Source organism: Novosphingobium pentaromativorans US6-1 (assembly GCF_000767465.1).
Taxonomy (GTDB): Bacteria; Pseudomonadota; Alphaproteobacteria; order Sphingomonadales; family Sphingomonadaceae; genus Novosphingobium; species Novosphingobium pentaromativorans.
The window spans coordinates 2,912,128-2,937,125 of sequence record NZ_CP009291.1 but is presented as its reverse complement, the minus strand read 5'-3'; the positions used below and the strand labels follow the sequence as shown (position 1 = coordinate 2,937,125).

The following is a 24,998-nucleotide window of genomic DNA, read 5'->3' as shown; positions in this document are numbered from 1 at the left end:
CATCCTCGAAAAAGTCGGTTTCCAGCCATTTGCGTGAAGTTTCGCGCGGTGGTGGACTTCGCCCTGCGCGTTACATATATTGCAAGTACGCGCAATAAATAAACAAAGAGGATGTCATGGTTGCCGCCCCCAGCACCGCCGTCTCCAGCCGGGAAACCCTGTTTCGCCTGCTCGCCTCAGCCGTCGGCGAGGACCGCGCCGCGTTCGCGCTGACGACGCTTTCGATCGACCCGGTGCTGCGGGACACGGACGAGCGGCCCAGCCGCGCGCAAGTGGCCATGGCGCTCAATGCCGCGCTGTTCCTGGACCTGCTCGAGCGGGTCCCTACGGCCGCGCGCTACGTCGCGCAGATCCGCGCAAAAGGTGAGACGATCGCCTTCGACCACGGCGCGCTGCGCACCATCGACGGGGCGACCGGCGACCTGCCTTCGGGCTGCGAGGCCTTCACGCGCTTCCTTGCGCCGATGGGCTACGAAGTCGGCGGGCTCTACCCGCTGCCCAAGCTGAAGATGACCGGCCGCGCCCTCCTCCATCGCGACCTGCCCGAAACGGTCCCGCAGTTCTTCGTCTCGGAACTGCATGTCAACGAGCTGCCCGAGACGACGCAAGCGGCAGCCGAGCGCGTCTTCGCAGGTTCGGAGGATCCCATCGGCGTGGCAGAGTGGTCGGCGCTGCAGGCGCTCGATGCGCAAGGAGACTGCTCGCCCGAACAGGCGGCGACCATCGTTGCCGGTGCCCTGCGCGCCTTCGGGCGGCAGCATCCGGCACCGGCCCTCGCAGACTACGAAGCCCTGCTCGAACACAGCAAGGAAGCCGCCTGGATCGCCACCGAAGGCAACGCCTTCAACCACGCCACCACGCGCACCGACGATGTCGTACAACTTGCCGAGGACCTTCGCGAGGAAGGTTATCCCATGAAGCCCAGCGTCGAGGTGTCGCAGAACGGCCGGGTACGCCAGACCGCGATCCTTGCCGACAAGGTGGAACGCCCGTTCCGCCTTGCCGACGGCTCCGAAATCATGCGCGAGGTGCCCGGCTCGTTCTACGAATTCATCACGCGAGACATCGACCCGGCAACCGGTATGCTGGACCTGACGTTCGACTCCGGGAACGCCACCGGCATCTTCGCAGTCACGAGGCAGCAATGAGCCATATTCAGTCGATCGATCCCGCAACCGGCGCCGTGGTCTGGGAAGGCGCAGCCGCCGGCCGGGCCGAAGTGGACGCCGCACTGCGCCGCGCGCGCCGGGCCTTTCCCGGGTGGGCAGCGCTTGCCGTCGAAGACCGGGTCGCCGCCGTCCAGCGCTTCAAGGCCGTGCTGGAAGCGCGCAAGGAGCAGATTGCCGCGATCATCAGCCGCGAAACCGGCAAGCCGCGTTGGGAGGGCCTTGCCGAACTGGGCTCGATGATCGGCAAGGTCGGCATCTCGATCACCGCGCAGGCCGAGCGCGCCGGTGAAAGGCGCAGCGACATGCCCTTCGGCGCGGCGGTCCTGCGGCATCGCCCGCATGGCGTCATGGCGGTGCTCGGCCCGTTCAACTTCCCCGGCCACTTGCCCAACGGCCACATCGTCCCCGCCCTGCTCGCGGGTAACACGGTGGTCTTCAAGCCCTCCGAAATGACGCCTGCCACCGGCGCGGCGATGGCCGAGGCCTGGGCCGAGGCCGGTCTTCCAGAGGGGGTGTTCCAGTGCATCCAAGGCGCGCGGGAAACCGGCGAGGCGCTGGTTTCAGGCGCGATCGACGGGCTGCTGTTCACCGGTTCCGCCGGTGCGGGCGCGCATTTCCGGCACCTCTTCGCCGACCGGCCCGACGTCATCCTCGCGCTGGAGCTGGGCGGCAACAACCCGCTCGTCGCATGGGACGGAGACGTGGAGGAAGCCGCGGCCATCGTCGTGCAGTCCGCCTTCGTCACCACCGGGCAGCGCTGCTCCTGCGCGCGCCGCCTGATTGTGCCCGATACCGCCTTCGGCAATGACCTCGTCGAAGCGGTCGCGCACCTTTCCGGGCGCCTGCTGATCGGCGCATGGGACGAGACGCCCGAGCCCTATATCGGCCCGCTTATCTCGAGCGGCGCCGCCGCGAAGGCCCGCGCGCAGTTCGAGGTACTGGTCGAGCGCGGCGCGCGCGTGGTCGAGCCGTTCGGCAGCGTCGAGGACCGCAGCGCCGCCTTCGTGCGCCCTGCCATGCTCGACGTGACCGGCGTATCGGTTCCGGACGAAGAGATCTTCGCCCCGGTCCTGCAGGTCTGCCGCGTGGCGGACTTCGATGCCGCGATGGCAGCGGCAAACGACACCCGCTTCGGCCTTTCCGCCGGTCTCGTCAGCGCCGATGACGGCCTGTGGCAGCGCTTCGTCCTCGAAAGCCGGGCGGGCGTGGTCAATCGCAACCGGCCAACGACCGGCGCGGCAGGCTCGATGCCCTTCGGCGGTCTGGGCGAGAGCGGCAACCACCGCCCCAGCGCCTATTACGCCGCCGACTACTGCGCTTACCCGATGGCCAGCTTCGAAGCCTCCGACGCGAGCGGCAACATGGGCGCGCTCGACGGAAAGCTGCGTTGATGACCGGGTTGACGCACGACGAACGCACCTTGCTGGCGCCGGTGGAACGCGCGCCGATCCTCGAACGCACGCTGGACTGGGCCGCGATCAACAGCGGCACCGGCAACCTCGATGGGCTGGCCGCAATGGCCTCACGCCTTGCCGATGCCTTTGCCGTGCTGCCGGGCGAGGTATCGCTGGTCGAGCCTGCGCCGGTCGAGAAAGTCGATGCCACGGGCCAGACCCACGAGGTCGCTCATGGTCGCCATCTCGTCGTCTCCGTGCGGCCAGCGGCCAGGCGCCGGGTGATCCTGACCGGCCACATGGACACCGTCTATGCCAAGGACCACCCCTTCCAGACGTGCGACTGGCTTGACGACAACACCCTGCACGGCCCCGGCACCGCAGACATGAAGGGCGGCCTCTCGCTGATGCTGGCGGGGCTGGAAGCCTATGAGCGGGGCGGGCCCACGCTGGGTTACGACGTGATGATCAACGCCGATGAGGAAACCGGCTCGCTGTCCTCGGCGCCGCTGATTGCCCGGCTTGCCGAGGGCAAGCTGGCTGCGCTGACCTATGAACCTGCGCTTCCCGGCGGGATCATGGCGCGCTCGCGCCCCGGTTCGGGCAATTACGCAGCGGTGATTACCGGCAAGTCCGCCCATGCGGGGCGCAACCCCGAGGACGGGCGCAATGCCGTCGTCGCTGCTTCGGACCTTGCCATGCGTCTTGCCGCCGGCAAGCGCGAAGGGCTGTCGGTCAACCCGGCCCGGATCGAGGGCGGTGCGCCCAACAATACCGTGCCCGACCTTGCCATCGTGCATTTCAACATCCGCCCGCGCACGCCCGAGCTGGCCGAGCATGCCCGGCAGATGATCGAGGCGGCCATCGCCGAAGTATCCGTCCGCCACGAAGTTCGGATACACCTGCATGGCGGGGTTTCGCGCCCTCCCAAGCAGGTGGGCGAGAAGACCGAGAAGCTGTTCGGCCTCGTTTCCCAGGCTGCGGCGGATCTGGGGCAGGCGATGACCTGGAAGGACACCGGCGGCGTGTGCGATGGCAACAACATTGCAGCCTGCGGCGTTCCGGTGATCGACACGATGGGCGCCTGCGGCGGCGCGATCCACTCACCGGACGAGTTCCTGCTGGCCGACTCGCTCGATGCCCGCGCGCAATTGACCGCGCTGGTCATGCACCGCCTCGACAGACACGGAGTTGCCCGATGACGTTCCTGCTGCGCACGGCCCGGGAAAAGGATCTCGATGCCCTCTACCGCATGGCCAAGGGCACCGGGGGCGGGTTCACCAACCTGCCGCCCGACAAGCCGACGCTCAAGGGCAAGCTGGAACGCGCCGCGCGCGCCTTTGCCCGCGACGAGGACACGCTGAACGACGACCTGTTCGTCTTCATCCTCGAGGATACCGAGACCGGCAAGGTGCACGGCACCTGCCAGATCTTTTCGCAGGTCGGCACCGAGTGGCCGTTCTATTCCTATCGCATCGGGCGCATCACCCAGCACTCCAAGGAGCTGGACCGCACTTTCCGGGCCGAGATGCTGACCCTGTGCACCGACCTCGACGGATCGAGCGAGGTGGGCGGGCTCTACCTCGATGCGACCGAGCGTTCGGCGGGCGTCGGCAAGCTGCTGGCGCGCAGCCGCTACCTGTTCATTCGCGCCCATCGCGCGCGCTTCGCCGACCGCACCCTGGCCGAACTGCGCGGAGCCATCGACGATGCCGGCAATTCGCCCTTCTGGGACGGACTTGCAGGCCGCTTCTTCGACATGAGCTTTCGCGATGCCGACGAATTCAACGGCCGTCACGGCAACCAGTTCATTGCCGACCTCATGCCCAAGCACCCGATCTATACCGCGCTGCTGTCCGAAGGGGCCCGGCAGGTCATGGGCCAGCCCCATTTCTCCGGCCGCCCGGCCATGCGCATGCTGGAGAGCGAGGGCTTTGCCTTCCAGAACTATATCGACATCTTCGACGGCGGCCCTTCGATGATGGTCGAAACCGACCGCATCCGCACCATTCAGGAGGCGAAGGACGCCAAGGTCGCGCTGATTACGGCCAATGTCGAAGGCTCGCCCTCGCATCTCGTCTCCACCGGCCACCTTGCCGGATTCCGCGCCTGCCTTGGTCATCTTGCCGAGACCGAAGACGGGGTGAGCCTCGACGAACAGGCCGCCAGACTGCTGGGCGTGAGCGTTGGCGATACCGTAACTTACGCCCCTGCCTGAGGTGCTCTGATGCTGACGGAAATCAACTTCGATGGAATTGTCGGACCCAGCCACAACTATGCCGGCCTGAGCCTTGGCAATCTGGCTTCCGCAAAGAACGCCGGGAAAGTCGCGCGGCCTCGCGCCGCGGCGCTTCAGGGCCTGGCAAAAATGCGCGCGAACCTCGAGCGCGGGCTGGCGCAGGGTTTCTTCCTGCCGCAACGCCGTCCGGACGAAGGTTGGTTGCGTCAGCTCGGCACCGACATGGCTGCCGCCAGCGCGCCCTTGCGGGCCAATGCTCTGTCCGCCTCGTCGATGTGGGCGGCCAATGCCGCGACCGTCTCGCCCGGCCCGGACACCGCCGACGGCCGCTGCCACCTGACCGTGGCCAACCTCGTGACGATGCCGCACCGCAGCCACGAATGGCGTGAAACGCTGGCGCAATTGCAGATCGCCTTCGCCAACGAAGCGCATTTCGCGGTTCACCCGCCGGTCCCTGCCCCCTTCGGAGACGAAGGGGCGGCCAATCACATGCGACTGTGTGCGGGCCATGACCGACCCGGCATCGAGGTCTTCGTCTACGGCGAAAGCGGCGGCCCTTTCCCAGCGCGACAGCACCGCGAGGCAAGCGCCGCCGTCGCTCGCCTGCATGCCCTTGCGCCGGAGCGCACGGTCCTCGCGCTGCAGTCGGAGGCGGCCATCGCCGCGGGCGCGTTCCACAACGACGTCGTCGCCGTTGCCAACGAGCGGGTCCTCTTCACGCATGAACAGGCCTTCGCCGACCGCGAGGGCCTCTATACAGAGCTCCGCGGCAAGCTGCCGGAAATCGAGATCGTCGAAGTGCCCGCCAGCGCGGTCAGCCTCGCCGATGCGATTTCCTCCTATCTGTTCAACGCCCAGCTGGTGACGCTGCCCTCGGACGAAATGGCGCTGGTGCTTCCGGGCGAGGCGCGAGAGACGCCCGCGGTCTGGCAATGGCTGGAAGCGCATGTCGCGGGCAACGGACCGATCCGGCACCTCTTCGTCCACGACTTGCGCGAATCGATGGCCAATGGCGGCGGCCCGGCCTGTCTGCGCCTGCGCGTAGTGGCCGATCCCGCGACGGTCGACCCGCGCTTCATCGCGACACCCGAAAAGCTCAGCGCAATCGAGGCGCTCGTCGCCCGGCTCTGGCCGGAACAGCTTGCAGTAGAGGACCTCGCCTCACCCGCGCTATGGCATGAGCTTGTCGCCGCCCGCGCGGCACTTTGCCGCGAACTGGGCCTCGAAGAACTGGATCGCGGCGCGTTCTGAGCGAAACTTCTGCCGCGGTCAGAAGCGGGCGGAAACGGACACCCCCGCGCTTCCCGTATCGCCCCAGGGCATGAGGTGCACTTGCGCGTCACGGCGCGAGGTGATCAGGAACCCGGCGGCTTCGCTCCGCAGTCAGGCGGCGGCGTGACTGTCCGAAACCGAGGATGGCTCGGCCATGGGTACCCTGTCGACCTGGCGCACTACGGAATCGTGTCCGAGCTGGTCCTGCTCGATCAGGCACGGCGAAAACTGGACCCTGCCGCCACTTTCGAAGGCGGTCGACACTAGCACGCCGGACCGCGATTTCTTGGCCATGTACATGAGTTCGTCGGCCGCGCGCAGTTCGCCGTCGATGGAGGTCGAGCCTTCCGGCAGAAGCAGGACGCCAAGGCTGCACGTCAGATGAAAGCGGCTTTCGCCGAATTCGGTGTTCAGGGCGGTGTCGAGCCGGTTGGCGACCGCAGTGCCGGAGTCCTTGTCTTTGAGCTTCATGAAGATGACGAACTCGTCGCCGCCCATGCGCGCCAGCACGTCGCCCTTGCGGATGGTCTTGCGCACGGTCTCGGCGAAGACCTTGAGGTTCTCGTCCCCTTGTGCGTGACCTTCCTCGTCGTTGACGCGCTTGAGGCCGTCGATGTCCGCATAGATCAGCGCATGCCAGCCGTCGCTTTTCCGGTTCTTGCGCAGGATCTCGAAGAAGGCGGAGCGGTTCCAGGCCCCGGTCAGCGCATCGATCCGGGCCGCGCGCCATTCGCGCTCGCAGGCCTTGCGGGCCGCACCGATGACGAGAACCACGATCATGATGCCCAGGATCCGCACCGCCAGGTTCGGAGCGCCATCCGGACCATTGCTAGTGGCAAGCAGGAATTCGCCCGTTGCAAGCCTTACGCCGATGATGCCGAAACCGATGGCCACGGCGACCAGCGAGTTGAGCGACCATGCGGCGAAGGCAAGGATCGCCAGGTAAACGGGGCCGAACCAGATGCCGGGGGAGGCATGGACCTCGATTATCGCCAGGATCGGCAGGAGCGTGGCGACGATGACCCAGGCCATGCGCGGCGAGACGCGAAACAGATAGGAGTGCTGCAGCCCATGCACCTCCCGGCTGGCGAATCTCCGTTCTGTGTGGCGTCGGGAAGTCATGCGCACTTATGTACACACTATGCCTAATTCTAAGTAAACGCCCTTAGCCCCCCTGACACGGTGCCGCTGGAAGGGCGCTGCAAGGTCATTTCGGGCAATCCGGCTGATTGTCGGGATGTGCGGCCACGAAGGCAGGATGGGCCAGGCATGCCGCCTCGATCCGGGTCATCTGCGGCATTGCCGCAAGATCGAAATCGAACCGCCGCGCATTGTAGAGCTGCGGCACCAGCACGCATTCGAACAGGCCGGGCGCATCGAACAGGAAATCGCCCGATCCGCGCGCCGCCAGCTTCGCCTCAAGCGGGACGAGGGTCTTTTCCAGCCAGTGGCGATACCAGGTGTCGATCTCTTCCTGCGAGTGGCCGAGTTCGGCCTTGAGATACTTGAGTACGGGCAGGTTCAGAGGGGCGTGCAGTTCGGTTGCGATCGCCATCGCCAGCTCGCGCATGACGAAGCGGTCCTCGACATCCACCGGCAGCAGCCGCCTGTCGGGATGGCGCTCGTCGAGCCATTCGAGCACTGCCATCGACTGCGCATAGAACCTTCCCTCTGCTTCGAGCGCGGGCACGCCCGCGAAGGGATTGATCCTGCGAAATTCCTCGCCGCGCTGCTCCGCCTTGAGCAGATTGACCGGCACGATCTCGTACTCCAGCCCCTTCAGGTTGAGGGCGATGCGCAGGCGATAGCTCGTCGAACTGCGGTAGTAGGAATAGAGACGCATTGCGGTCCGCCCTTTCAGCTTTCCTGGGCGATCTTCTCGTGCAGCCAGGCGGCATGGCGCGGCGCCTTCTTGGTGCGCGACCATTCCTCGAGCATGTCCTCGGCCACGTCGTTGAGGCGCTTCATCTGTTCGGGCGTACCGAATTGCCAGGCCAGTTCAAGACGGTGGCCGTTGGGATCGAAGAAATAGATCGACTTGAAGACGCCGTGATGCGTCGGCCCGACCACTTCCAGCCCGCGTTCCTCGGCCCGTGCCTTGGCGGCGAGCAGGTCTTCCTCGCTATCGACCTTGAAGGCAATGTGCTGGACCCACGCGGGGGTGGCCTCGTCGCGGCCCATGTCAGGCGCATTGGGCAGCTCGAAGAATGCCAGCACATTGCCGCCGCCGGCATCCATGAAGATGTGCATGTACGGATCGGGCGCACCTGTGGAGGGCACGTTGTCCTCGGCGATGGCAAGCATGAAATCCATGCCCATGACATCGCGGTAGAACTCGACCGTCTCCTTCGCATCCCGGCAACGATAGGCAACGTGGTGAATGCCCCCCAGTCGGGGCGCTCCGTTAGCATGCTTGCCTTCAGTCATCGTATCGCTCTCCGCTTGTTCGTGAACCTGCCGGACCGGCGACCCGGAATGGATTTCGGTCCGGCAGGCCTTGTGGGGCCGCGCATCGGGCGCCGACGCGCTGGTCCCATCGGTGTCACTCGGCCGGTTCTTCCACCTTCAGCACACCGCGGCGAACCTGGTCGCGCTCCATGGATTCGAACAGGGCCTTGAAGTTGCCTTCGCCAAAACCTTCGTCACCCTTGCGCTGGATGAACTCGAAGAAGACCGGCCCGACCTGCGCCTCGGCGAAAATCTGCAGCAGAAGGCGCGGGCTTCCGCCTTCTGTGGTGCCGTCAAGCAGGATGCCGCGCGCCTTGAGTTCACCGGCAGGCTGGCCGTGACCGGGCAGACGCTCATCAAGCATCTCGTAATAGGTCTCGGGCGGAGCGGTCATGAACGGTACGCCCAGCGCCTTGAGGCGGTCCCAGGCCTTCAGCAGATCGTCGGTGATGAGCGCGATGTGCTGGATGCCCTCACCGTTGAACTGACGCAGGAATTCCTCGATCTGGCCCTTGCCGCCTTCGCCTTCCTCGTTGAGCGGAATGCGGATCTTGCCGTCGGGCGCAGTCAGCGCCTTGGAGGTAAGGCCGGTGTACTCGCCCTTGATGTCGAAGTAGCGGATCTCGCGGAAATTGAAGAGCTTCTCGTAGTAGTCGGCCCAATAGGCCATGCGCCCGCCGTAGACGTTGTGCGTCAGGTGGTCGATGCGGTCGAAGCCGGCGCCTTCGGGGTGCCGTGCGACGCCCGGCAGGTATTCGAAATCGATGTCGTAGATCGACAGCGCGCCATCACCGTCGCGCTCGTAGCGGTCGATGAGATAGATGATCGAGTTGCCGATGCCGCGGATGCCGGGAAGGTGCAGTTCCATCGGCCCGGTCGCGACCTGCACCGGCTCGGCCGAACGGGCGAGCAGTTCGTCATAGGCCTTGCGCGCATCGCGCACGCGGAAACCCATGCCGCAGGCGCTCGGGCCATGCTCGCGGCTGAAGAACCAGGCCGGGCTGTGCGGCTCGTAATTGGTGATGAAGTTGATCTCGCCCTGGCGCCACAGCTCGACGTCCTTCGAGCGGTGGCGGGCGATCTTCGTGAACCCCATGGCCTCGAACACCGGCTCCAGCACGCCCTTTTCGGGCGCGGAGAATTCGACGAACTCGAAGCCGTCGAGGCCGATGGGATTGTCGAACAGGTCGGTGGGGGACTGGGTGGTCATGGGGTCATCTCGCGTTTCGGATTGTAGGGGGTTTCGCCGGGCAGGCTTTCGCCCGCCGGCAGCGCAGGCGCATCGCGCCACTGTTCGTAGACGGGCCCGAAATCGAGGCCGACCAGGTCGTCGATGAGCTGGGGCAGGCTTTCGAGCACGAAGTAGGTCTTCTGGAAATCGTCGATCATGTAGCCAGTGCGCATGACCCGGACCGGATCGAACGGCAGGCGCAGGACACCGGAATCGTCGATCGAATAGACCGTCTCGCTGTGGGAGGAGATGATCCCCGCGCCGAACACGCGCAGCTCATCGCCTTCGCGCACGAGGCCGAATTCGATCGTGTACCAGTAGATGCGCGCCAGCATCGGCAGCGCATCCATTGCCATCGCCCGCTCGCCGGCCTTGCCATAGAGTTCGAGGAAGTCGGCGATCGCGGGATCAAGCAACATCGGCACGTGGCCGAAGAAATCGTGGAACACGTCCGGCTCGACCAGATAGTCGAGCTCGTGCTCCTCGCGGACCCAGCGCGTCACCGGAAAGCGGCGGTGGGCCAGATGATCGAAGAACACCGCATCGGGAATGAAGCCGGGGACCGCGACGAGCTGCCAGCCAGTGGCCGGGCCAAGGATGGCGTTGGCATCCTCGAAACGCGGGATCCCCTCGGCGCAGTCGAGACGGGCCAGACCCTCGCGGAAGGAGCGGCATGCATAACGGTCGGTGAGTGCCGACTGGCGCGCATGAAGCCGCCGCCAGCGCTCGTGCATCTGGGGCGTATAGGCATGCCAATCCTGCCCGACGGTATAATCGTCGGAGGCACCCTCGTACTCGCCACGAAGGCCGCTGGCGCTGGTATCCGTGCTGGGCTTCTTCATGGATTGGACAATACCACGAACTTCACTTCATATTCATGCGATTGTCTCATGGTTTAGCTGTGGTATTGGTGGATTCCACCATGAACAGTCATTCCGGTAGGTGATCCGTGCCCCTAGACGAATTCGACCGCAAGATCGTCCAGTCGCTCCAGATCGATGCGCGCATGCCCGTGGCGCAAGTGGCGGAACGCACGGCCCTTTCCGCCACCCCGGTAAGCCGCCGGATCAAGCGGCTGGAGGACGATGGCGTAATCGTCGGCTACCAGCCGATCCTCGACGCGCGAAAGCTTGGATTCGAGCTCGACGCCTATGTGCTGATCAATCTCGACGCGCACAGCGACGACAACATCTCGCGCTTCGAGCAGGCGATTCAGGACAATTCCTATGTCATCGCCTGCCACGCGGTGACCGGCGACATGGACTACCTCGTCCACGTGATCGCGCGCGATGTCGAGCACCTGTCGCAGATCACGCTCAAGTCGCTGCTGCGCATTCCCGGGGTGCGCGACGTCAAGTCGATCATCGTGCTTGAGACGATCAAGGAAATGCGCGCGATGCCGCTGGACTGAGCGAATTCGATTGATGGTCGCCCCCCGGACCCGATCCGGGGGGCGGCGAACCTGTGGGCTTCTCTTCAGCGGCCCAGCAGGTTGCGTGCCTGACTGGCGATCTGGGCCAGCATGGCCGGCGTAATCGGGGCGGTGTTCTCCGCCCGCGCCACGGTGGCCCGGAACGTGCTGATCGAGGTGCGGTGGTGCCGCCCCCATTCCTCGACGGCGGCGATCGGATCGGACTTGCCCAGCTTGCTGCGCGCCAGCGAGCGCAGGAACTCGAGCCGCATCTGCTGGAAATCGCGGGCCAGCCCGGCAACCAGCAGGCGCTCCCAGGGATCGGACGGGTTCATGATCGCCGCGCTCGACTGCGCCCAGTCGAGCCCGAGGCCAGTGCCGATACGGGTAAAGGCGTTGACCAGCTTGCGCGGATCGATGCGGGTGCTGTCGGCCAGTTCGGCGATGCCGACCGCACCGTCGAGATCGAACAGGTGCGCCACGTCCGTGGCTTCCGCTTCCGGTGCGCCGCGTTCCAGCAGCGCCGCGCGCAGCCGCTGCGAATGGGCCAGGGTCCGCTCACCCAGGAGGGACTGGGTTCCCACGCCCAGCGCTGCCACGTGCTTGCCAATCCGCTCGAAGAACTCATGCGGCGGAACCTGCCCGGCCCCTGCGCGCAGCAGGTCGGCCATGTGCCCGCGCGTGGCCACCGCGACCCGGTCGAACATCAGCAGGCGCGCATCTTCCGACATCGGCGCGGCTTCCAGCCGTTCCCACAGCGTTTCGAGATCGAACAGCTGGACAGCAAGGGCGAAGGCCGCGGCGATTTGCGCCAGCCCCACGCCTTCCTCTTCGGCCAGCTCGAAGGGATGGACGATGCCGAGGCGATTGACGATGCGGTTGGCCAGCTTGGTCGCAATGATTTCAGGCGCAAGGCGATGGCCCTTGATGAAGCGCGCGAACTTGTCCTGCATCGGATCCGGGAAGGCCCCCAGCAGCAGATCGGTCAGGCTGGGATCGGCCGCCAGGTCGCTCTGCTCGATGGCGTCCTGCAACACCAGCTTGCCGCTGGAAAGCAGCACGGCCAGTTCGGGACGGGTAAGCCCCTGCCCGTCGAGCGCGCGGCGCTGGAGCAGGTCGTTCTCGGCCAGCCCCTCGTTCCGGCGGTCGAGATTGCCGCTTTCCTCCAGCATTTCGATAAGGCGAATGTGCGACGGCATGGACGAGGCCCCGCCCCGCTGCGCGATCGAAAGCGCAAGGGCCTGCAGGCGGTTGTCCTCCAGTACCAGTTCGGCGACTTCGTCGGTCATTTCGCGCAGCAGTTCGTTGCGCTTCTTTTCCGAGAGCTTGCCCGAGCGGCGCGCCGCTGCGAGCGCGATCTTGATGTTGACCTCGTTGTCCGAACAGTCGACGCCGGCCGAATTGTCGATGAAGTCGGCATTGATGCGCCCGCCGCGCGCGGCGAACTCGATGCGCCCCGCCTGCGTCACGCCGAGGTTGGCGCCCTCGCCGATGACTTTGACGTGCAGGTCGGCCGCATTGACGCGCAGTGTGTCGTTGGCCGGATCGCCCACGGCGACATTGTTTTCGCCGGCGGACTTCACGTAAGTGCCGATGCCGCCGAACCACAGCAGGTCGGCCTGGCTGGAAAGGATCGCCGTGATCAGCGAATCCGGATCGAGCGCCTCGGCCTCGATGCCCAGCGCCGCGCGTATTTCCGGCGAGAGGGGGATCGACTTGAGCTTGCGCGGGAAAACTCCCCCTCCCTTCGAGATCAGCGACTTGTCATAATCGTCCCAGCTGGAATGCGGCAGGTCGAACATGCGCTTGCGCTCAGCCCAGCTGCTTGCCGGGTCCGGATCGGGATCGAAGAAGATGTGCCGGTGGTCGAAGGCGGCGACGAGCTTGATCGCCCTGGACAGCAGCATGCCGTTGCCGAAGACGTCGCCCGACATGTCGCCGCAGCCGATGACGCGTACCGGCTGGCTTTGCACGTCGATGCCCATTTCAAGGAAATGGCGGCGCACCGAAAGCCAGGCGCCGCGGGCGGTGATACCCATGGCCTTGTGATCGTAGCCATTGGATCCGCCACTGGCGAAGGCATCGTCGAGCCAGAAGTCCCGCGATTCCGCGATGCCGTTGGCAACGTCGGAGAACTTGGCCGTACCCTTGTCCGCCGCGACGACGAAATAGGGGTCCTCACCGTCGAGGATCACCACGTCTTCGGGATGGACCACCTTGTCCTTGACGATGTTGTCGGTCACCGAAAGCAGGGTGGCGATGAAAACCTCGTAGCAGCCCTGCCCCTCTGCCGCCCATCCGGCCCGATCGAGCGCGGGATCGGGAAGCTGCTTGGGATAGAAGCCGCCCTTGGCCCCGGTCGGCACGATCACCGCGTTCTTGACGCGCTGCGCCTTCATCAGCCCGAGGATCTCGGTGCGATAGTCGTCGCGGCGATCGGACCAGCGCAGGCCGCCGCGTGCAACCGGCCCGGCGCGCAAGTGGATGCCTTCGACGCGCCGAGAATAGACGAAGATCTCGCGCCAGGGCAGCGGCCGGGGCAGGCCGGGAACGAGCGCGGAATCGAACTTGAAGGCCAGTGCCAGTTGCCCGGCATGGGCAAAGGCATTGGTGCGCTGCATCGCCAGCACGAGATCGCGGTATGCGCGCAGCAGGCGGTCGTCGTTGATGGCGACGACATCGGCGAGACCTGCGCGGATCTGCTCTTCCGCATCCAGCCTCGCCTGCTCCCTGTCGCCCTGGAACTGCGGGTCGTGAATGGCGCGGAACAGCGCGATGATCGCTGTCGTCACGCGGGGCGCGCCCTGCAGCGCATCGACTACGGTGGCGATCCCGAAATGGGTACCGCCCTGGCGCAAGTAACGATACCAGGCGCGCAGCCAGTTGGTCTCGCGCTTGGAGAGGCCGAGCATCGGCACGAGGCGGTTGAACGCATCGTTCTCGCTCTCGTTGTTGAGGACCGAACACAGCGCATCCTCGATCATTTCGCCGAGGCCCAGAACTTCCTCCGCACTGCGGCCGACCGGCAGCGCCAGCGTGAAATCGTGGATCGTGCCGATACGCCCGCTCTCCAGCGGCGTGGGGACTTCGGCAAGGACGCGAAAGCCGAAATTCTCAAGCGCCGGAACCGCATCGGACAACGGCAGGCTGCCCTCTGCCTGATAGACCTTGAGGCGCAGGTGCGCGGCATCGTCGCTGGCATGGCGATAGAGACGCGCGTCGCGCAGGCCATGGCGATGTTCGCCTTCCGCCGCCTCGCCCACGACCACCTTGCGCATGTGCGAGATATCCAGCGCGGCTTCGACCGGGCCGTAATCGGTGCGGTAGGACAGCGGGAAGGCATCGGCATAGCGCCCGGCGACGGCAGCCGCACGCGCCGGGTCCATCCCTTGCGCCAGGACAGCCTCAACCGCTTCGCCCCAGCCGCGCAGCATGACCTGCAGGTGCTGGTCGAGCGCATCTTCATTGAGCGCGCTGGCGCCTTCGCGAATGTCGAGCGTGAAACGCATCATGGCCAGATTGCCGGCCTCGACCTGCAGGCTCCAGTCGATGGTCGGCGCTTCTGCCGCTTCCTCGATCATCGACTGGATGCGGCGGCGCATCTGGGTCGAGACCATGTCGCGCGGCAGCCAGACGAACACGAAAAGGTGGCGCGAAAGCGGTGCGCTGGTGATCAGCAGGCGCGGCCGCGGGCGGTCCACCAGCCCCGTCATCGTCGTCGCCAGTCGCTCCACGTCGTAGGAACCAAGGCCAAGGACAAGGTCATGCGGCAGGCTGGTCAGGGCATGGGCCAGGGCCTTGCCGGTATGGCCGATCGGATCGAGGCCGAGCTTGCCGGCAAGGCCGGTCAGCAGCACGCGCAGGCGCGGGACATCGCCCGGAGGCGCCGCGAGCGCGGCGCTCGTCCAGATTCCGGCATGGACCGAAAGGGCAGTAACCCGGCCCTCGTCGATGACCGGGACGATGAACAGGTCCATCGGCACGCGGCGGTGCACGGTGGCCATGCGGTTGGCCTTGATCACCATCGGCGAAACGATGGTGCCCGCCTCGACCTGGCGGTCGAACTCGGCAAAGGCCTGATCGTAGCTGGTGGCAGACAGGATATCGCGGGTTCCGCGGCGGCACACGCCCAGCAACTGGCCATGCGTACCATCGCGCCGACGCGTGACATGGCCGAGCTGGGTGAGCATACCGCCGGCGAACCAGCGCAGTAGCGCCGCCCCCTCGGTATCGTCGACCTGTTCGGCATCGATGGTCATCGCCTCGACCATGCGCGGCCAGTCCTTCACAGCGCTGCGAACGTCGGCCAGGGTGGATTCGAGCGAGCGAATGAGGGCGCGGCGCTGGCGGGCATCGACGCGCGCGGTCTCGATGTAGATCATCGATTCGCGCATGGTTCCCGGGGCATCCAGGCCGGGAAGGCCCTCAAGCTTGCCTTTGGCATTGCGCTTTACGGAAAGCACAGGATGGGCAAGCCGGTCGATGACGAGCCCGGCATCGGCAATCGCCGCGGCGACGGAATCGACGAGGAACGGCATGTCGTCGTTGATCAAGGCAATGCGCAGGTAGCGCCGCTCGTCGCTCGCGGATGTGAGATCGATCACGGGCTCACCGGCATGACGGTTGCCCGCGGCGGCAAGAAGGCTGCGCGCGGCGTCCTCGATCCATGCGGCATCCGCAGGGCCATCGACCGGGAGCAATGAGTCCCGGATACGATCCGCGACTAACTCCTCAAGCTGCCCGGAAGCGCCCCTGGAAGACTGCCTCGACCGCGACTTGCCGGGATCGGCCACTTCGCCTGCACTCATTTCCTTCTCCGCGATTTTCTGTCGGGATCGGAACTTGCCCTCGCCGGAGGGTCCGACTCGACAATCTCTGTTATAAGCCCGGAATTGGCTTCCGGCATCAACCGCCCTCGCGTGACATGCGAAGGCGACATTATTTTTAAACGCTTTTTTGCTATGTCTGGTTGCGACCCGAGGGCCGGTTGCTTCTCGAGATGATGCTTGCCACTCGTGTAACGAAATTACATCAAAGAACAATAATCAATCTTCGGCATGTAATGTCGAAATTGGTCGGGCCGACGCGAGATCGTGGTGTCCCCGCTCATCCGGCCGCTCACACCTTCCGTCCCCGATAGCCAAGCGAATGGGTGAAACTTCACCCCCCTGTCCATTTCACGGCATGCAACGCTGCTTTCGCGATGCGGGGGCCAAAACCGCCCAATTGAATTGCGGGGCCAGACCAATTGTGCGAGCCATGGACCAATCAGGCGATGTCATGCGTCTGGTGCGGGAGAGAGGTTCATGTCGACCGCGCAGAACAAGCCGCGTCTGCCGCTCGCTCGCATTGTCGAGATGAACGTCGGTTTTTTCGGCCTGCAGTTCAGCTTCGGCCTGCAGCAGGCGAACATGGGGCCATTCTACGGCATACTTGGCGCCAGCGAGGCAATCATGCCGCTGCTCTGGCTGGCAGGCCCGATCACCGGCCTTCTCGTCCAGCCGATCATCGGCGCCATGAGCGACCGCACCCGATCGCGCTTGGGCCGCCGCACGCCCTATTTCCTGATCGGCGCGGTGATCTGTTCGCTGTGCCTTCTGGCCATGCCCTATTCGCCCACGCTTTGGGTTGCGGCGAGCATGCTCTGGCTGCTGGATGCAGGCAACAACATCGCGATGGAGCCCTATCGCGCTTATGTTGCAGACCGCCTGGCCCCGGACCAGCGACCGACCGGATTCCTTACCCAGAGCGCTTTCACCGGGCTTGCCCAGACGCTGTCCTATCTCAGCCCTTCGCTGCTCACCGCCGTGATCGACCGCAACGCGCTCGATCCCAACGGCATTCCCATCGTGATCCGCATCGCCTTCGTGATCGGCGCGATCCTGTCGATCGCGACAATCGTCTATTCGGTCTGGCGCGTACCGGAACTGCCCCTCTCCGAGGAACAGCGCGCGCATATCGACAGATCGCCGCTCACGGCAGGAGCCACCTTACGCGAGATCGGCAGCGCCATCCGGCAGATGCCGCGCCCCATGCGCCAGCTTGCGCTGGCCATGCTGTGCCAGTGGTATGCGATGTTCGTGTACTGGCAGTACATCGCCTTCGCGCTGGCGCGCTCTCTGTTCGATACGACCGACCCCGGTTCCGAAGGCTTCCGTTCCGGCATATTGACCGCCCAGCAGCTGGGCGCCTTCTTCAACTTCATCGCCTTTCTTGCCGCCCTTGCCCTCATCCCGATCGTCAAGCGCCAGGGCGCACGCAGCGTCCACGCCGCATGCCTGACGGCCTCTGGGCTGGCCATGCTGGCCATCCCCAACGTCGGATCGCTGCCGCTGCTTTACGCGCTGATGCTGGGCATCGGCCTGGGGTGGGCCGGCATGATGGGCAACACTTACGTCATGCTCGCCGATTCCATCCCGTCCGAACGCTATGGTATCTACATGGGCATCTTCAACATGTTCATCGTCATTCCCATGCTGATCGAAACGCTGACGATGCCGGTGATCTACACGCCCCTGCTGGGCGGGGATTCGCGCAATGCACTGATGTTGGCCGGGGTTCTCATGCTCATCGGCGCGATTGCGACAATGTTCGTTTCGGCAGGAGGCAAGCCGAAGGGTCGTTAAGGATTGTGAACAAGTAGTCACCTTGATGACAATGAACTTCCGGCCCCGATCCCATGGTGGTAAGAGCCGCGCCCATCATGGGGACTTATGACAAGTAACAAAAATTACCCCGAAAAGACCGGGGGCCAACAGAAAGTCCGCACCCTTGCCGATCTTGCTCGTATTGCGGGCGTTTCGGCCGGCACTGTGTCACGCGCGCTGGCAGGCAAGTCGCTGGTCAATGCCGAAACACGCGATCGTATCCAGACGCTGGCGCGCGAGCACGGCTTTCGCCCCAACCAGATGGCAAGCAAGCTGCGCTCTCAAAAGACGGGCCTGATCGGCGTGGTCGTTCCCCTCGGCCATGAAAAGCAGCAGCATATCTCCGACCCGTTCTTCCTCACGCTGCTGGGTCAGATCGCCGACGAACTGACGGAAAGCGGCTACGACGTCATGCTGCGCCGCGTGATCCCCGACGATACGACCGACTGGCTGGATCAGTTAAGCGGTTCGGGGATGGTCGACGGCGTCATCGTCATCGGCCAGTCGGACCAGTTCGACATCATCGAAAGCGTAGCCGAGCATTACCATCCGCTGACCGTGTGGGGACATCACACCCCGGGACAGAGGCACTGCGTGGTCGGAACCGACAATGCCCTTGGCGGCCGCATGGCGGCAGAGCACCTGATTGCTTGCGGCGCGCGCAGCCTTGCCTTCCTCGGCACCACGACCGGCATCGAGATCGCGACCCGTTACCAGGCGGCCAAGGCCGTTGCCGATGCAGCGGGCATCCCGCTCGTCCACCTGCCGATCGACCTCGCAGTCGCCACCATGGGCCCCCAGATCGAAAAGGCGCTGCCGGAATGCCAGGCTGACGGCCTTTTCGCAGCCTCGGACCTGATCGCGATGTCTGCATTGCGCGTCCTGCACCAGCATGGACGCACAGTACCCAACGACGTGCAGATCGTCAGCTTCGACGACCTGCCGCTTGCCTCGCAAACCATGCCGCCGCTCACGACGATCCGGCAGGAAATCAGTCTGGGCGCAAGGATGCTGGTCGAAAAGCTCAAGGCGCGCATCGCCGGGGAGGATACCGATCATTTCGTGAATGCCCCGCAATTGATCGTGCGCGGAACGACCAGAAGCGCCGCCTGACCTTTTTCAGCCGACAAGGCACTGCTTTAGCGCAGGTTCAGGTTGCATGCCCTAGATATGGGACGGACTGTCGTCCAGCGCCCAGACACCGGGAGAAGCAACCATGGCCATTCGCCCCGTCCCCGTTATCCTGCTGGCAGGCGCAGGCGCCCTCGCCCTGGCTGCCGGCACCCTGCTGCCTGCCGAAACGAGCAGCGCGGCCAGCCGCATCCCGCCTCCCCCGGCCGAAAAGTCCGTGCCGTCCGGCGATCAGGTGGCCGTTCTGGCAGGCGGCTGCTTCTGGGGCATCGAAGGCCTCTACGAGCATGTGCGCGGAGTAAAGTCAGTCACCTCGGGTTATGCCGGCGGCAAGAAGAGCACAGCCAACTATGGCGACGTGTCTTCCGAGAAGACCGGACATGCCGAGGCCGTGCGGATCGTCTATGACCCGGCCAAGGTCAGCTACGGCACCCTGCTCCAGATCTACTTCTCGGTCGCGCATGACCCGACTCAGGTGAACCGGCAATACCCCGACGTCGGCCCCAGCTACCGCTCGGCGATCTTTCCTCAGAACGTCCTCCAGCGCGCCACGGCGCAGGCCTATATCGCCAAGCTGACCAAGGCGAAGAGCTTTCCCAAACCGATCGCCACGAAGCTGGAGAGCGGGGCCTTCTATCCTGCCGAAGCCTATCATCAGGACTTCATGCGCAAGAACCCGCAGCACCCCTACATCGCACGCTGGGACAAGCCGAAGCTGGCCGCGTTCCGCAAGGAATATCCCAGCCTATACCGCAATTGAAAGAACCACCTAACGGCCGTCCTCGAACTCGCACAGTCCGAATACTGCAGCGCGTCGCACAGACGACGTGCAGAGCCTTCCAATCTGCGTTAGGAGTCTAGCCGATCAAACCTGCCGGGGGGCTGTCATGATCAGGCGTCTTTGCATCGCGATGCTGCCGCTACTGTTGGCCGCATGCTTCCAGAGCGAAAATCCGCATTTCGTGCGCTCGGCGCTGGTTCAGCCGGCTGACCTGCTCGGCCTGCGCCTGAATATCGAAAATGCGCCCAAATCCATCGCCTACAACCTGTTCCGCCGGGACAAGAACGGCGGCGTCATCTGGGTCACCGACCGCAAGGGCGCGGAGACGACGCACAACCAGGTGATCCCCCTTGCCGGGCCCGACTCCTTCCTCTTCGTGATGAACACGAACGAGGAAACGGTTCAGTACGCAGTGCTTGAACGGCTGAAGTCGGGCGCATGGGGCATGAGCACGATCGAACTGTCCCGCGAGTCGCCGTTCGCAGAACAGAACGTGGCTTACGCACGCAGCATTGCCGCGCGTCACGGACTAAGCCTGCATGTTGGCGATGGCACCACGATCGAAAGCCCGCTTACGGCCGATGCCGTGCTGGCAATGTTTCGCGATCCGGACTTTCTCGGTGCCCTGAGCATGCAACGCAGCACAATAATGCTGGCGCCGCGCGCGCGCGGAGAGCCGGGCGAGGAACTGCGGCTCGATCCGGAATCGATGCAACCGGCGCTGGTCGGAGTGGCTCTGCAGCCCGGCACCTTGGGAACGCTGGGCGAACTGGCAAAGCCCGAGGGGCTGGCCGGCCGCTACCTTCAGGCCAACCCCTATCATGAGGACGGACTCCTCCCGACGACCATTCGCCTTCTCGACACCGGCCAATTCGAGATTTCGACCAAGGACAGCAGGCGCGCTGTCATCAGCCTGTTCCCGTTCAATGAAGCCGAAGGCCAGTATCTGGCCATCAAGGACCTGGAATACGGGGAGGAGGACAACCCGAGCCACGCAGTGAACATCGACTATGTCGTTCGCACGAGCGATGGCTGGATTTTCCAGTCCGTGACCGTGCAGGAATGCGTTGCCCGCTCGGCAATTGTCTCCATGCACCGCGATCTTATGGGGCGCGCGGCCCTGCGCCATGGTCTGACCTGGAATGGCTCCGACCTTTCGGGCCTCAAGAGCATCGAACAGCTCGCCGCCCTCTTTGGCGACGGCCAGTTCACCTCCGGCCTGAGCGTAGACGACGAACGTGTCGAACGGCTGTTCTCGCGCGAAAGTATCCAGACCAGGTTGCTGGACAAATGAACCTGAAGGCATAAGTCAGGCTGGCAACAAACGCCTAGCCCGCCGGAACTAGATCGCCAGCCCGGCCGCCCTCGCGCTCGCCCAGGCCCACTGGAAGTTGTAGCCGCCCAGCCACCCCGTGACATCGGCAGCCTCGCCGATGACGTAGAGGCCGGGCACCTTGAGCGCTTCCATGGTCTTGGACGAGATACCGCGCGTGTCGATGCCGCCGGCCGTCACTTCCGCCTTGGCGAAGCCCTCGCTGCCGTCGGGCACGAAGGGCCAGCGCGCCAGCTTCGCTTCGGCCGCGCCGAGCGCCTTGTCGGAGAGGTTGCCCAGATCGCCGGCAAGGCCGAGCCTGTCGCACAGCGCCTGGGACAAGCGATCGGGCAGGTCTTCGGAGAGCAACTTGCGCAATGTCGCCTTCGGACGATCGCGCTTCGCCTGCTTCAGCCACCCCTCCGCGCGGTCCGGCACGAACTGCGTGGTCACGGTATCGCCGCGCTGCCAGTAGCTGGAGATCTGCAGGATCGCCGGGCCGGAAAGGCCGCGGTGGGTGAACAGCGCCGCCTCGCGAAAGGCCGGAGCGCCCTTCCCCTTACCCTCGACACGGGCGATCACTTCGGTGGACACGCCCGAAAGCTCGCGAAACAGCGTGTCATCGCCCGGCAGGGTCAAGGGCACCAGCGCCGGACGCGGCTGCACGACCTTCAGGCCGAACTGGCGGGCCAGGTCGTAGGCGAAGCCGCTTGCGCCCATCTTCGGGATCGAGGGACCGCCGGTAGCGATCACCAGCGCAGGCGCGCTCGCCTCGCTATCGCCGTAGCGCACGCGGTAGGCGCCGTCGGCATGGTCGACGCCGCCGACGGCATCGCCGCAGTGTACCTCGACGCCGCCCTTGGCGCATTCCTCCAGCAGCATCGCGACGATCTGCCTGGCGCTCTGGTCGCAGAAGAGCTGGCCCAGCGTCTTTTCATGCCAGGCGATGCCATGGCTTTCGACCAGCGCCAGGAAATCCTGCGCGGTGTAGCGGCTGAGCGCCGACTTCGCGAAATGCGGGTTCTGCGAAAGATAGCGGTCAGGGCCGGTATGGATATTGGTGAAGTTGCAGCGCCCGCCGCCGGAAATCAGGATCTTCTTGCCCACTTGCGCGGCATGGTCGAGCAGCAGCACGCGCCGACCGCGCTGACCCGCCGTGGCAGCACAGAACAGCCCGGCCGCACCTGCGCCGAGCACGATCGCATCGTAGCTTGCGGTCACGCCGGAACCGGCTCGGACACCAGTTCGAGAGCCAGCGCCTCGGCCACGCGAATGCCGTCGACCGCGGCGCTGAGGATGCCGCCCGCATAGCCTGCACCCTCACCCGCCGGGTAGAGACCGCGGGTGTTGAGGCTCTGGTAGTCGCGACCTCGGGTAATCCGCACCGGCGAGGAGGTGCGCGTTTCGACACCGGTCATCACCACGTCGGGATGATCGTATCCCGGCACCTGTCGTCCGAACACGGGCAGCGCCTCGCGAATGGATTCGATCACATAGTCGGGCAGACACTCGCTGAGGTCGGTCAGGTGCACGCCGGGCTGATAGCTGGGCGTGACGACGCCGAACTCGGTGGAAGGCCGTCCGGCAAGGAAATCGCCGAGCTTCTGGCCCGGCGCCTTGTAGTTGGAGCCGCCCGCCTTGTAGGCCAGTTCCTCGAACTTGCGCTGGAAGGCGATGCCCGCCAGCGGATCGCCGGGATAGTCGCGCTCCGGATCGATATCGACGACGATACCCGAATTGGCGTTGAATTCGGCGCGCGAGTACTGGCTCATGCCGTTGGTGACGACACGGCCCTCCTCGGACGTGGCGGCAACGACGCGACCGCCCGGGCACATGCAGAACGAATAGACCACGCGCCCGTTCGAGCACTTGTGCGAAAGCGAATAGGCCGCCGCGCCCAGAATCTTGTTGCCCGCGCTCGGCCCGTAGCGGGCGGTATCGATCCAGCTTTGCGGATGTTCGATGCGCACACCGATGGCAAAGGGCTTCGCCTCGATATGCACGCCGCGCTCGTGCAGCTTGTAGAAGGTATCGCGCGCAGAGTGACCGACGGCCATGATCACGTGGCGTGCGGGCAGATATTCGCCATCGGACAGATGCAGGCCGACGAGGCGGCGTTCACCGTCGGCGCCCTCTTCGATCTCGAAGTCCTCGACCCGGGTCTGGAAGCGGTACTCGCCGCCCAGCTTTTCGATCGTCTCGCGCATCGACATGACCATCGTCACCAGGCGGAAGGTGCCGATGTGGGGATGCGCCTCGGTGAGGATGTCGTCGGGCGCCCCCGCCTTGACGAATTCGGACAGGACCTTGCGGCCCAGATGGCGCTGGTCCTTGATGCGGCTGTAGAGCTTGCCGTCAGAGAAGGTACCGGCACCGCCTTCGCCGAACTGCACGTTGCTTTCCGGGTTGAGGACCGAGCGGCGCCACAGCCCCCAGGTATCCTTGGTCCTCTCGCGCACGGCCTTGCCGCGTTCGACGATGATCGGCCGGAAGCCCATCTGCGCCAGAACCAGCCCGGCCAGCAGGCCGCAGGGCCCCGCCCCGATCACGACCGGGCGCGGACCGTCATAGTTCGCGGGCGCATGGGTCACGAACTTGTAGGACGTGTCCGGCGTCTGCCGCACGTGCTGGTCGTCGGCGAAGCGCGCCAGCACCTCGGCCTCGTTGCGCAGCACGATGTCGAGCGAATAGACCAGCTTGATCGCGGCCTTGCGCCGGGCGTCGTTGCCGCGGCGCACGATGGTCATCCGCTCAAGATCGGCAGGATCGATGCCCAGGCGGGCGATGACGGCCTGCTCGAGCTCGGCGGAACTGTGATCGAGTGGGAGTGCCAGGTCGGATAGGCGAAGCATGGCGCCGCCTTATACGGGATAGCGCCCGTACGCCATGGCCTTGCAGCCAGTTCGCAGGATTTTAATCCAGCACTGCGGCAAGCCACTCGGATGCTTCGGCAATGGCCCTGTCGGCAATCGAGGAAATCGCCACAGCTTCCAGGAAGCTGTGCGTGGCGCCATCGTAGATCTTCAGGTGCGCCTCGACGCCCGCCGCGGTCAGGCGTTCGGCCATCAGCACATTCTCGTCCAGAAGGATGTCGCAGCGCGCGACGCACAGCCAGCTCGGCGGCAGGCCATGCAATTCGGCGTGGAAGACCCGGGCGCGCGGATCCATCCTCTCCGGTGAAAGGGCATCGGCGCCGAGGTAGCTTTCCCAGAACTCGTCCATCTCGGGCCCGGTCAGCATATAGCGGTCGCCGTCGCCGTAGCGCTCGTAGCTGGCGCGCCATTCGCCGTCGAAGGCCCCGTAATTCAGGAGCAGTCCGCAGGGCATGGCGGCCCCAGCATCGCGCCGGTCGATGGCCGCGGCAACCGAGAGGTTCGCGCCGGCGCTGTCGCCGCCGAGAGCATATCGCGCCGGATCGAGCCCGTGGTCGGCGCCTTTCGCGGCCAGCCAGTCGAGCACTTGCGCAATGTCGTCCAGCGCGCGCGGAAAGCGGTGCTCGGGCGCCAGTGCATAGTCGATGCCGAGAACAGCGCAGCCCGAGCGCGCCGCATACTCACGCATCAGGCGGTCATGCGTGTCGATGCTGAACAGGGTCCAGCCGCCGCCGTGGAGATAGACGAGCACCGGCAGGTCCGCGTCCGCCACCGGCCGGTGGATCCGGACGCGCACCTGGGACTGCCCGACGCGCAGCTCTTCGCTGGCATGCATCGCAGGGCCGCCCCGCACCCATGGCTCGCGCTGACGCTCGGCAATCGCACGCCGTTCCGGCGCGGACAGCCCGGGCCGCGAACCGAGCGCGGCCGAGGACGCGAACATGCGGTTCAGGAAGTCCCGGATCTGCGGATCGACGTCGTCGTTTTCGAACATGACCTTCTCTTGGGGCATGGCCGGAAAGTCCGGCGCTGGTCCCCTCATATCGGAAAGGATCTGCGGCCCGGCGGGAGGGAGAGGAAAGGCGCCGGG

Annotated in this window: 19 protein-coding genes; 10 read left to right on the top strand and 9 right to left on the bottom strand. The window is 65.2% G+C overall.

Translation table 11 applies throughout. From position 1 onward, the window contains the following. Positions 1 to 116 precede the first annotated feature (116 nt). From JI59_RS13655 to JI59_RS13635, 5 genes are read left to right on the top strand one after another with little or no spacing between them, the layout of a single operon-like run. A complete protein-coding gene (locus JI59_RS13655; protein WP_007012119.1) occupies positions 117 to 1,148 on the top strand; it encodes a 2-oxoadipate dioxygenase/decarboxylase family protein in 1,032 nt (343 codons plus the stop codon). Beyond that, complete coding sequence (gene astD / locus JI59_RS13650) at positions 1,145 to 2,560, top strand: succinylglutamate-semialdehyde dehydrogenase (protein ID WP_007012120.1); 1,416 nt, start codon at positions 1,145 to 1,147, stop codon at positions 2,558 to 2,560. The genes JI59_RS13655 and astD overlap by 4 nt, the downstream gene beginning before the upstream one ends. After that, positions 2,560 to 3,765, top strand: coding sequence for a hydrolase (locus JI59_RS13645; RefSeq protein ID WP_007012121.1), 1,206 nt, complete (start codon positions 2,560 to 2,562; stop codon positions 3,763 to 3,765). The genes astD and JI59_RS13645 overlap by 1 nt, the downstream gene beginning before the upstream one ends. Beyond that, positions 3,762 to 4,781: an arginine N-succinyltransferase gene (locus JI59_RS13640; protein ID WP_007012122.1), complete on the top strand. Its 1,020-nt coding sequence runs from the start codon at positions 3,762 to 3,764 to the stop codon at positions 4,779 to 4,781. Before JI59_RS13645 ends, JI59_RS13640 begins: the two co-directional genes overlap by 4 nt. 9 nt (positions 4,782 to 4,790) lie before the next feature. Continuing rightward, positions 4,791 to 6,053: an N-succinylarginine dihydrolase gene (locus JI59_RS13635; protein ID WP_007012123.1), complete on the top strand. Its 1,263-nt coding sequence runs from the start codon at positions 4,791 to 4,793 to the stop codon at positions 6,051 to 6,053. 132 nt (positions 6,054 to 6,185) lie between these two features. On the opposite strand, the gene JI59_RS13630 is transcribed toward JI59_RS13635, so the two are convergent. The 5 genes from JI59_RS13630 to phhA all read right to left on the bottom strand — a co-directional run bounded on the left by JI59_RS13630 (position 6,186) and on the right by phhA (position 10,595). Next, positions 6,186 to 7,151 (bottom strand): GGDEF domain-containing protein, encoded by a 966-nt coding sequence (locus JI59_RS13630; protein WP_007012124.1) that lies wholly within the window; start codon positions 7,149 to 7,151, stop codon positions 6,186 to 6,188. 130 nt (positions 7,152 to 7,281) lie between these two features. Then, positions 7,282 to 7,917: a maleylacetoacetate isomerase gene (maiA, locus tag JI59_RS13625; protein WP_007012125.1), complete on the bottom strand. Its 636-nt coding sequence runs from the start codon at positions 7,915 to 7,917 to the stop codon at positions 7,282 to 7,284. A 14-nt stretch (positions 7,918 to 7,931) separates the two neighbouring features. Next, a complete protein-coding gene (locus JI59_RS13620) occupies positions 7,932 to 8,501 on the bottom strand; it encodes a VOC family protein (RefSeq protein WP_007012126.1) in 570 nt (189 codons plus the stop codon). 115 nt (positions 8,502 to 8,616) lie between these two features. Further along, a complete protein-coding gene (gene hppD, locus JI59_RS13615) occupies positions 8,617 to 9,732 on the bottom strand; it encodes a 4-hydroxyphenylpyruvate dioxygenase (RefSeq protein ID WP_007012127.1) in 1,116 nt (371 codons plus the stop codon). Then, positions 9,729 to 10,595, bottom strand: a complete 867-nt coding sequence (phhA, locus tag JI59_RS13610) for a phenylalanine 4-monooxygenase (protein ID WP_007012128.1) — start codon at positions 10,593 to 10,595, stop codon at positions 9,729 to 9,731. The genes hppD and phhA overlap by 4 nt, the downstream gene beginning before the upstream one ends. Before the next feature lie 107 nt (positions 10,596 to 10,702). On the opposite strand from phhA, the gene JI59_RS13605 reads away from it, so the two are divergent. After that, on the top strand, positions 10,703 to 11,164 hold the full coding sequence (locus tag JI59_RS13605) for an Lrp/AsnC family transcriptional regulator (RefSeq protein ID WP_007012129.1): 462 nt from the start codon (positions 10,703 to 10,705) through the stop codon (positions 11,162 to 11,164). 65 nt (positions 11,165 to 11,229) lie between these two features. On the opposite strand, the gene JI59_RS13600 is transcribed toward JI59_RS13605, so the two are convergent. Beyond that, positions 11,230 to 15,972 (bottom strand): NAD-glutamate dehydrogenase domain-containing protein, encoded by a 4,743-nt coding sequence (locus tag JI59_RS13600; RefSeq protein WP_007012130.1) that lies wholly within the window; start codon positions 15,970 to 15,972, stop codon positions 11,230 to 11,232. Positions 15,973 to 16,470: 498 nt separating this feature from the next. Here JI59_RS13600 and JI59_RS13595 point away from each other — a divergent pair, with 498 nt between their 5' ends. The 4 genes from JI59_RS13595 to JI59_RS13580 all read left to right on the top strand — a co-directional run bounded on the left by JI59_RS13595 (position 16,471) and on the right by JI59_RS13580 (position 21,017). Beyond that, the gene (locus JI59_RS13595; RefSeq protein WP_007012131.1) at positions 16,471 to 17,790 is read left to right on the top strand and encodes an MFS transporter; all 1,320 of its coding nucleotides are present in this window, start codon (positions 16,471 to 16,473) and stop codon (positions 17,788 to 17,790) included. 87 nt (positions 17,791 to 17,877) lie between these two features. After that, entirely contained in the window at positions 17,878 to 18,924 is a 1,047-nt protein-coding gene (locus JI59_RS13590; RefSeq protein WP_007012132.1) for a LacI family DNA-binding transcriptional regulator, read from the top strand. A 103-nt stretch (positions 18,925 to 19,027) separates the two neighbouring features. Further along, a complete protein-coding gene (msrA, locus tag JI59_RS13585) occupies positions 19,028 to 19,702 on the top strand; it encodes a peptide-methionine (S)-S-oxide reductase MsrA (protein ID WP_007012133.1) in 675 nt (224 codons plus the stop codon). Between the two features lie 127 nt (positions 19,703 to 19,829). Then, positions 19,830 to 21,017 (top strand): hypothetical protein, encoded by a 1,188-nt coding sequence (locus tag JI59_RS13580; RefSeq protein ID WP_007012134.1) that lies wholly within the window; start codon positions 19,830 to 19,832, stop codon positions 21,015 to 21,017. 48 nt (positions 21,018 to 21,065) lie between these two features. Here the strand turns inward: JI59_RS13580 and JI59_RS13575 are convergent, their stop codons facing one another. The 3 genes from JI59_RS13575 to JI59_RS13565 all read right to left on the bottom strand — a co-directional run bounded on the left by JI59_RS13575 (position 21,066) and on the right by JI59_RS13565 (position 24,920). Continuing rightward, complete coding sequence (locus JI59_RS13575; protein WP_007012135.1) at positions 21,066 to 22,256, bottom strand: BaiN/RdsA family NAD(P)/FAD-dependent oxidoreductase; 1,191 nt, start codon at positions 22,254 to 22,256, stop codon at positions 21,066 to 21,068. Continuing rightward, the gene (locus JI59_RS13570; protein ID WP_007012136.1) at positions 22,253 to 23,887 is read right to left on the bottom strand and encodes an NAD(P)/FAD-dependent oxidoreductase; all 1,635 of its coding nucleotides are present in this window, start codon (positions 23,885 to 23,887) and stop codon (positions 22,253 to 22,255) included. Before JI59_RS13570 ends, JI59_RS13575 begins: the two co-directional genes overlap by 4 nt. Positions 23,888 to 23,948: 61 nt before the next feature. Further along, complete coding sequence (locus JI59_RS13565) at positions 23,949 to 24,920, bottom strand: alpha/beta hydrolase (protein ID WP_239000563.1); 972 nt, start codon at positions 24,918 to 24,920, stop codon at positions 23,949 to 23,951. Between the last annotated feature and the right edge of the window lie 78 nt (positions 24,921 to 24,998).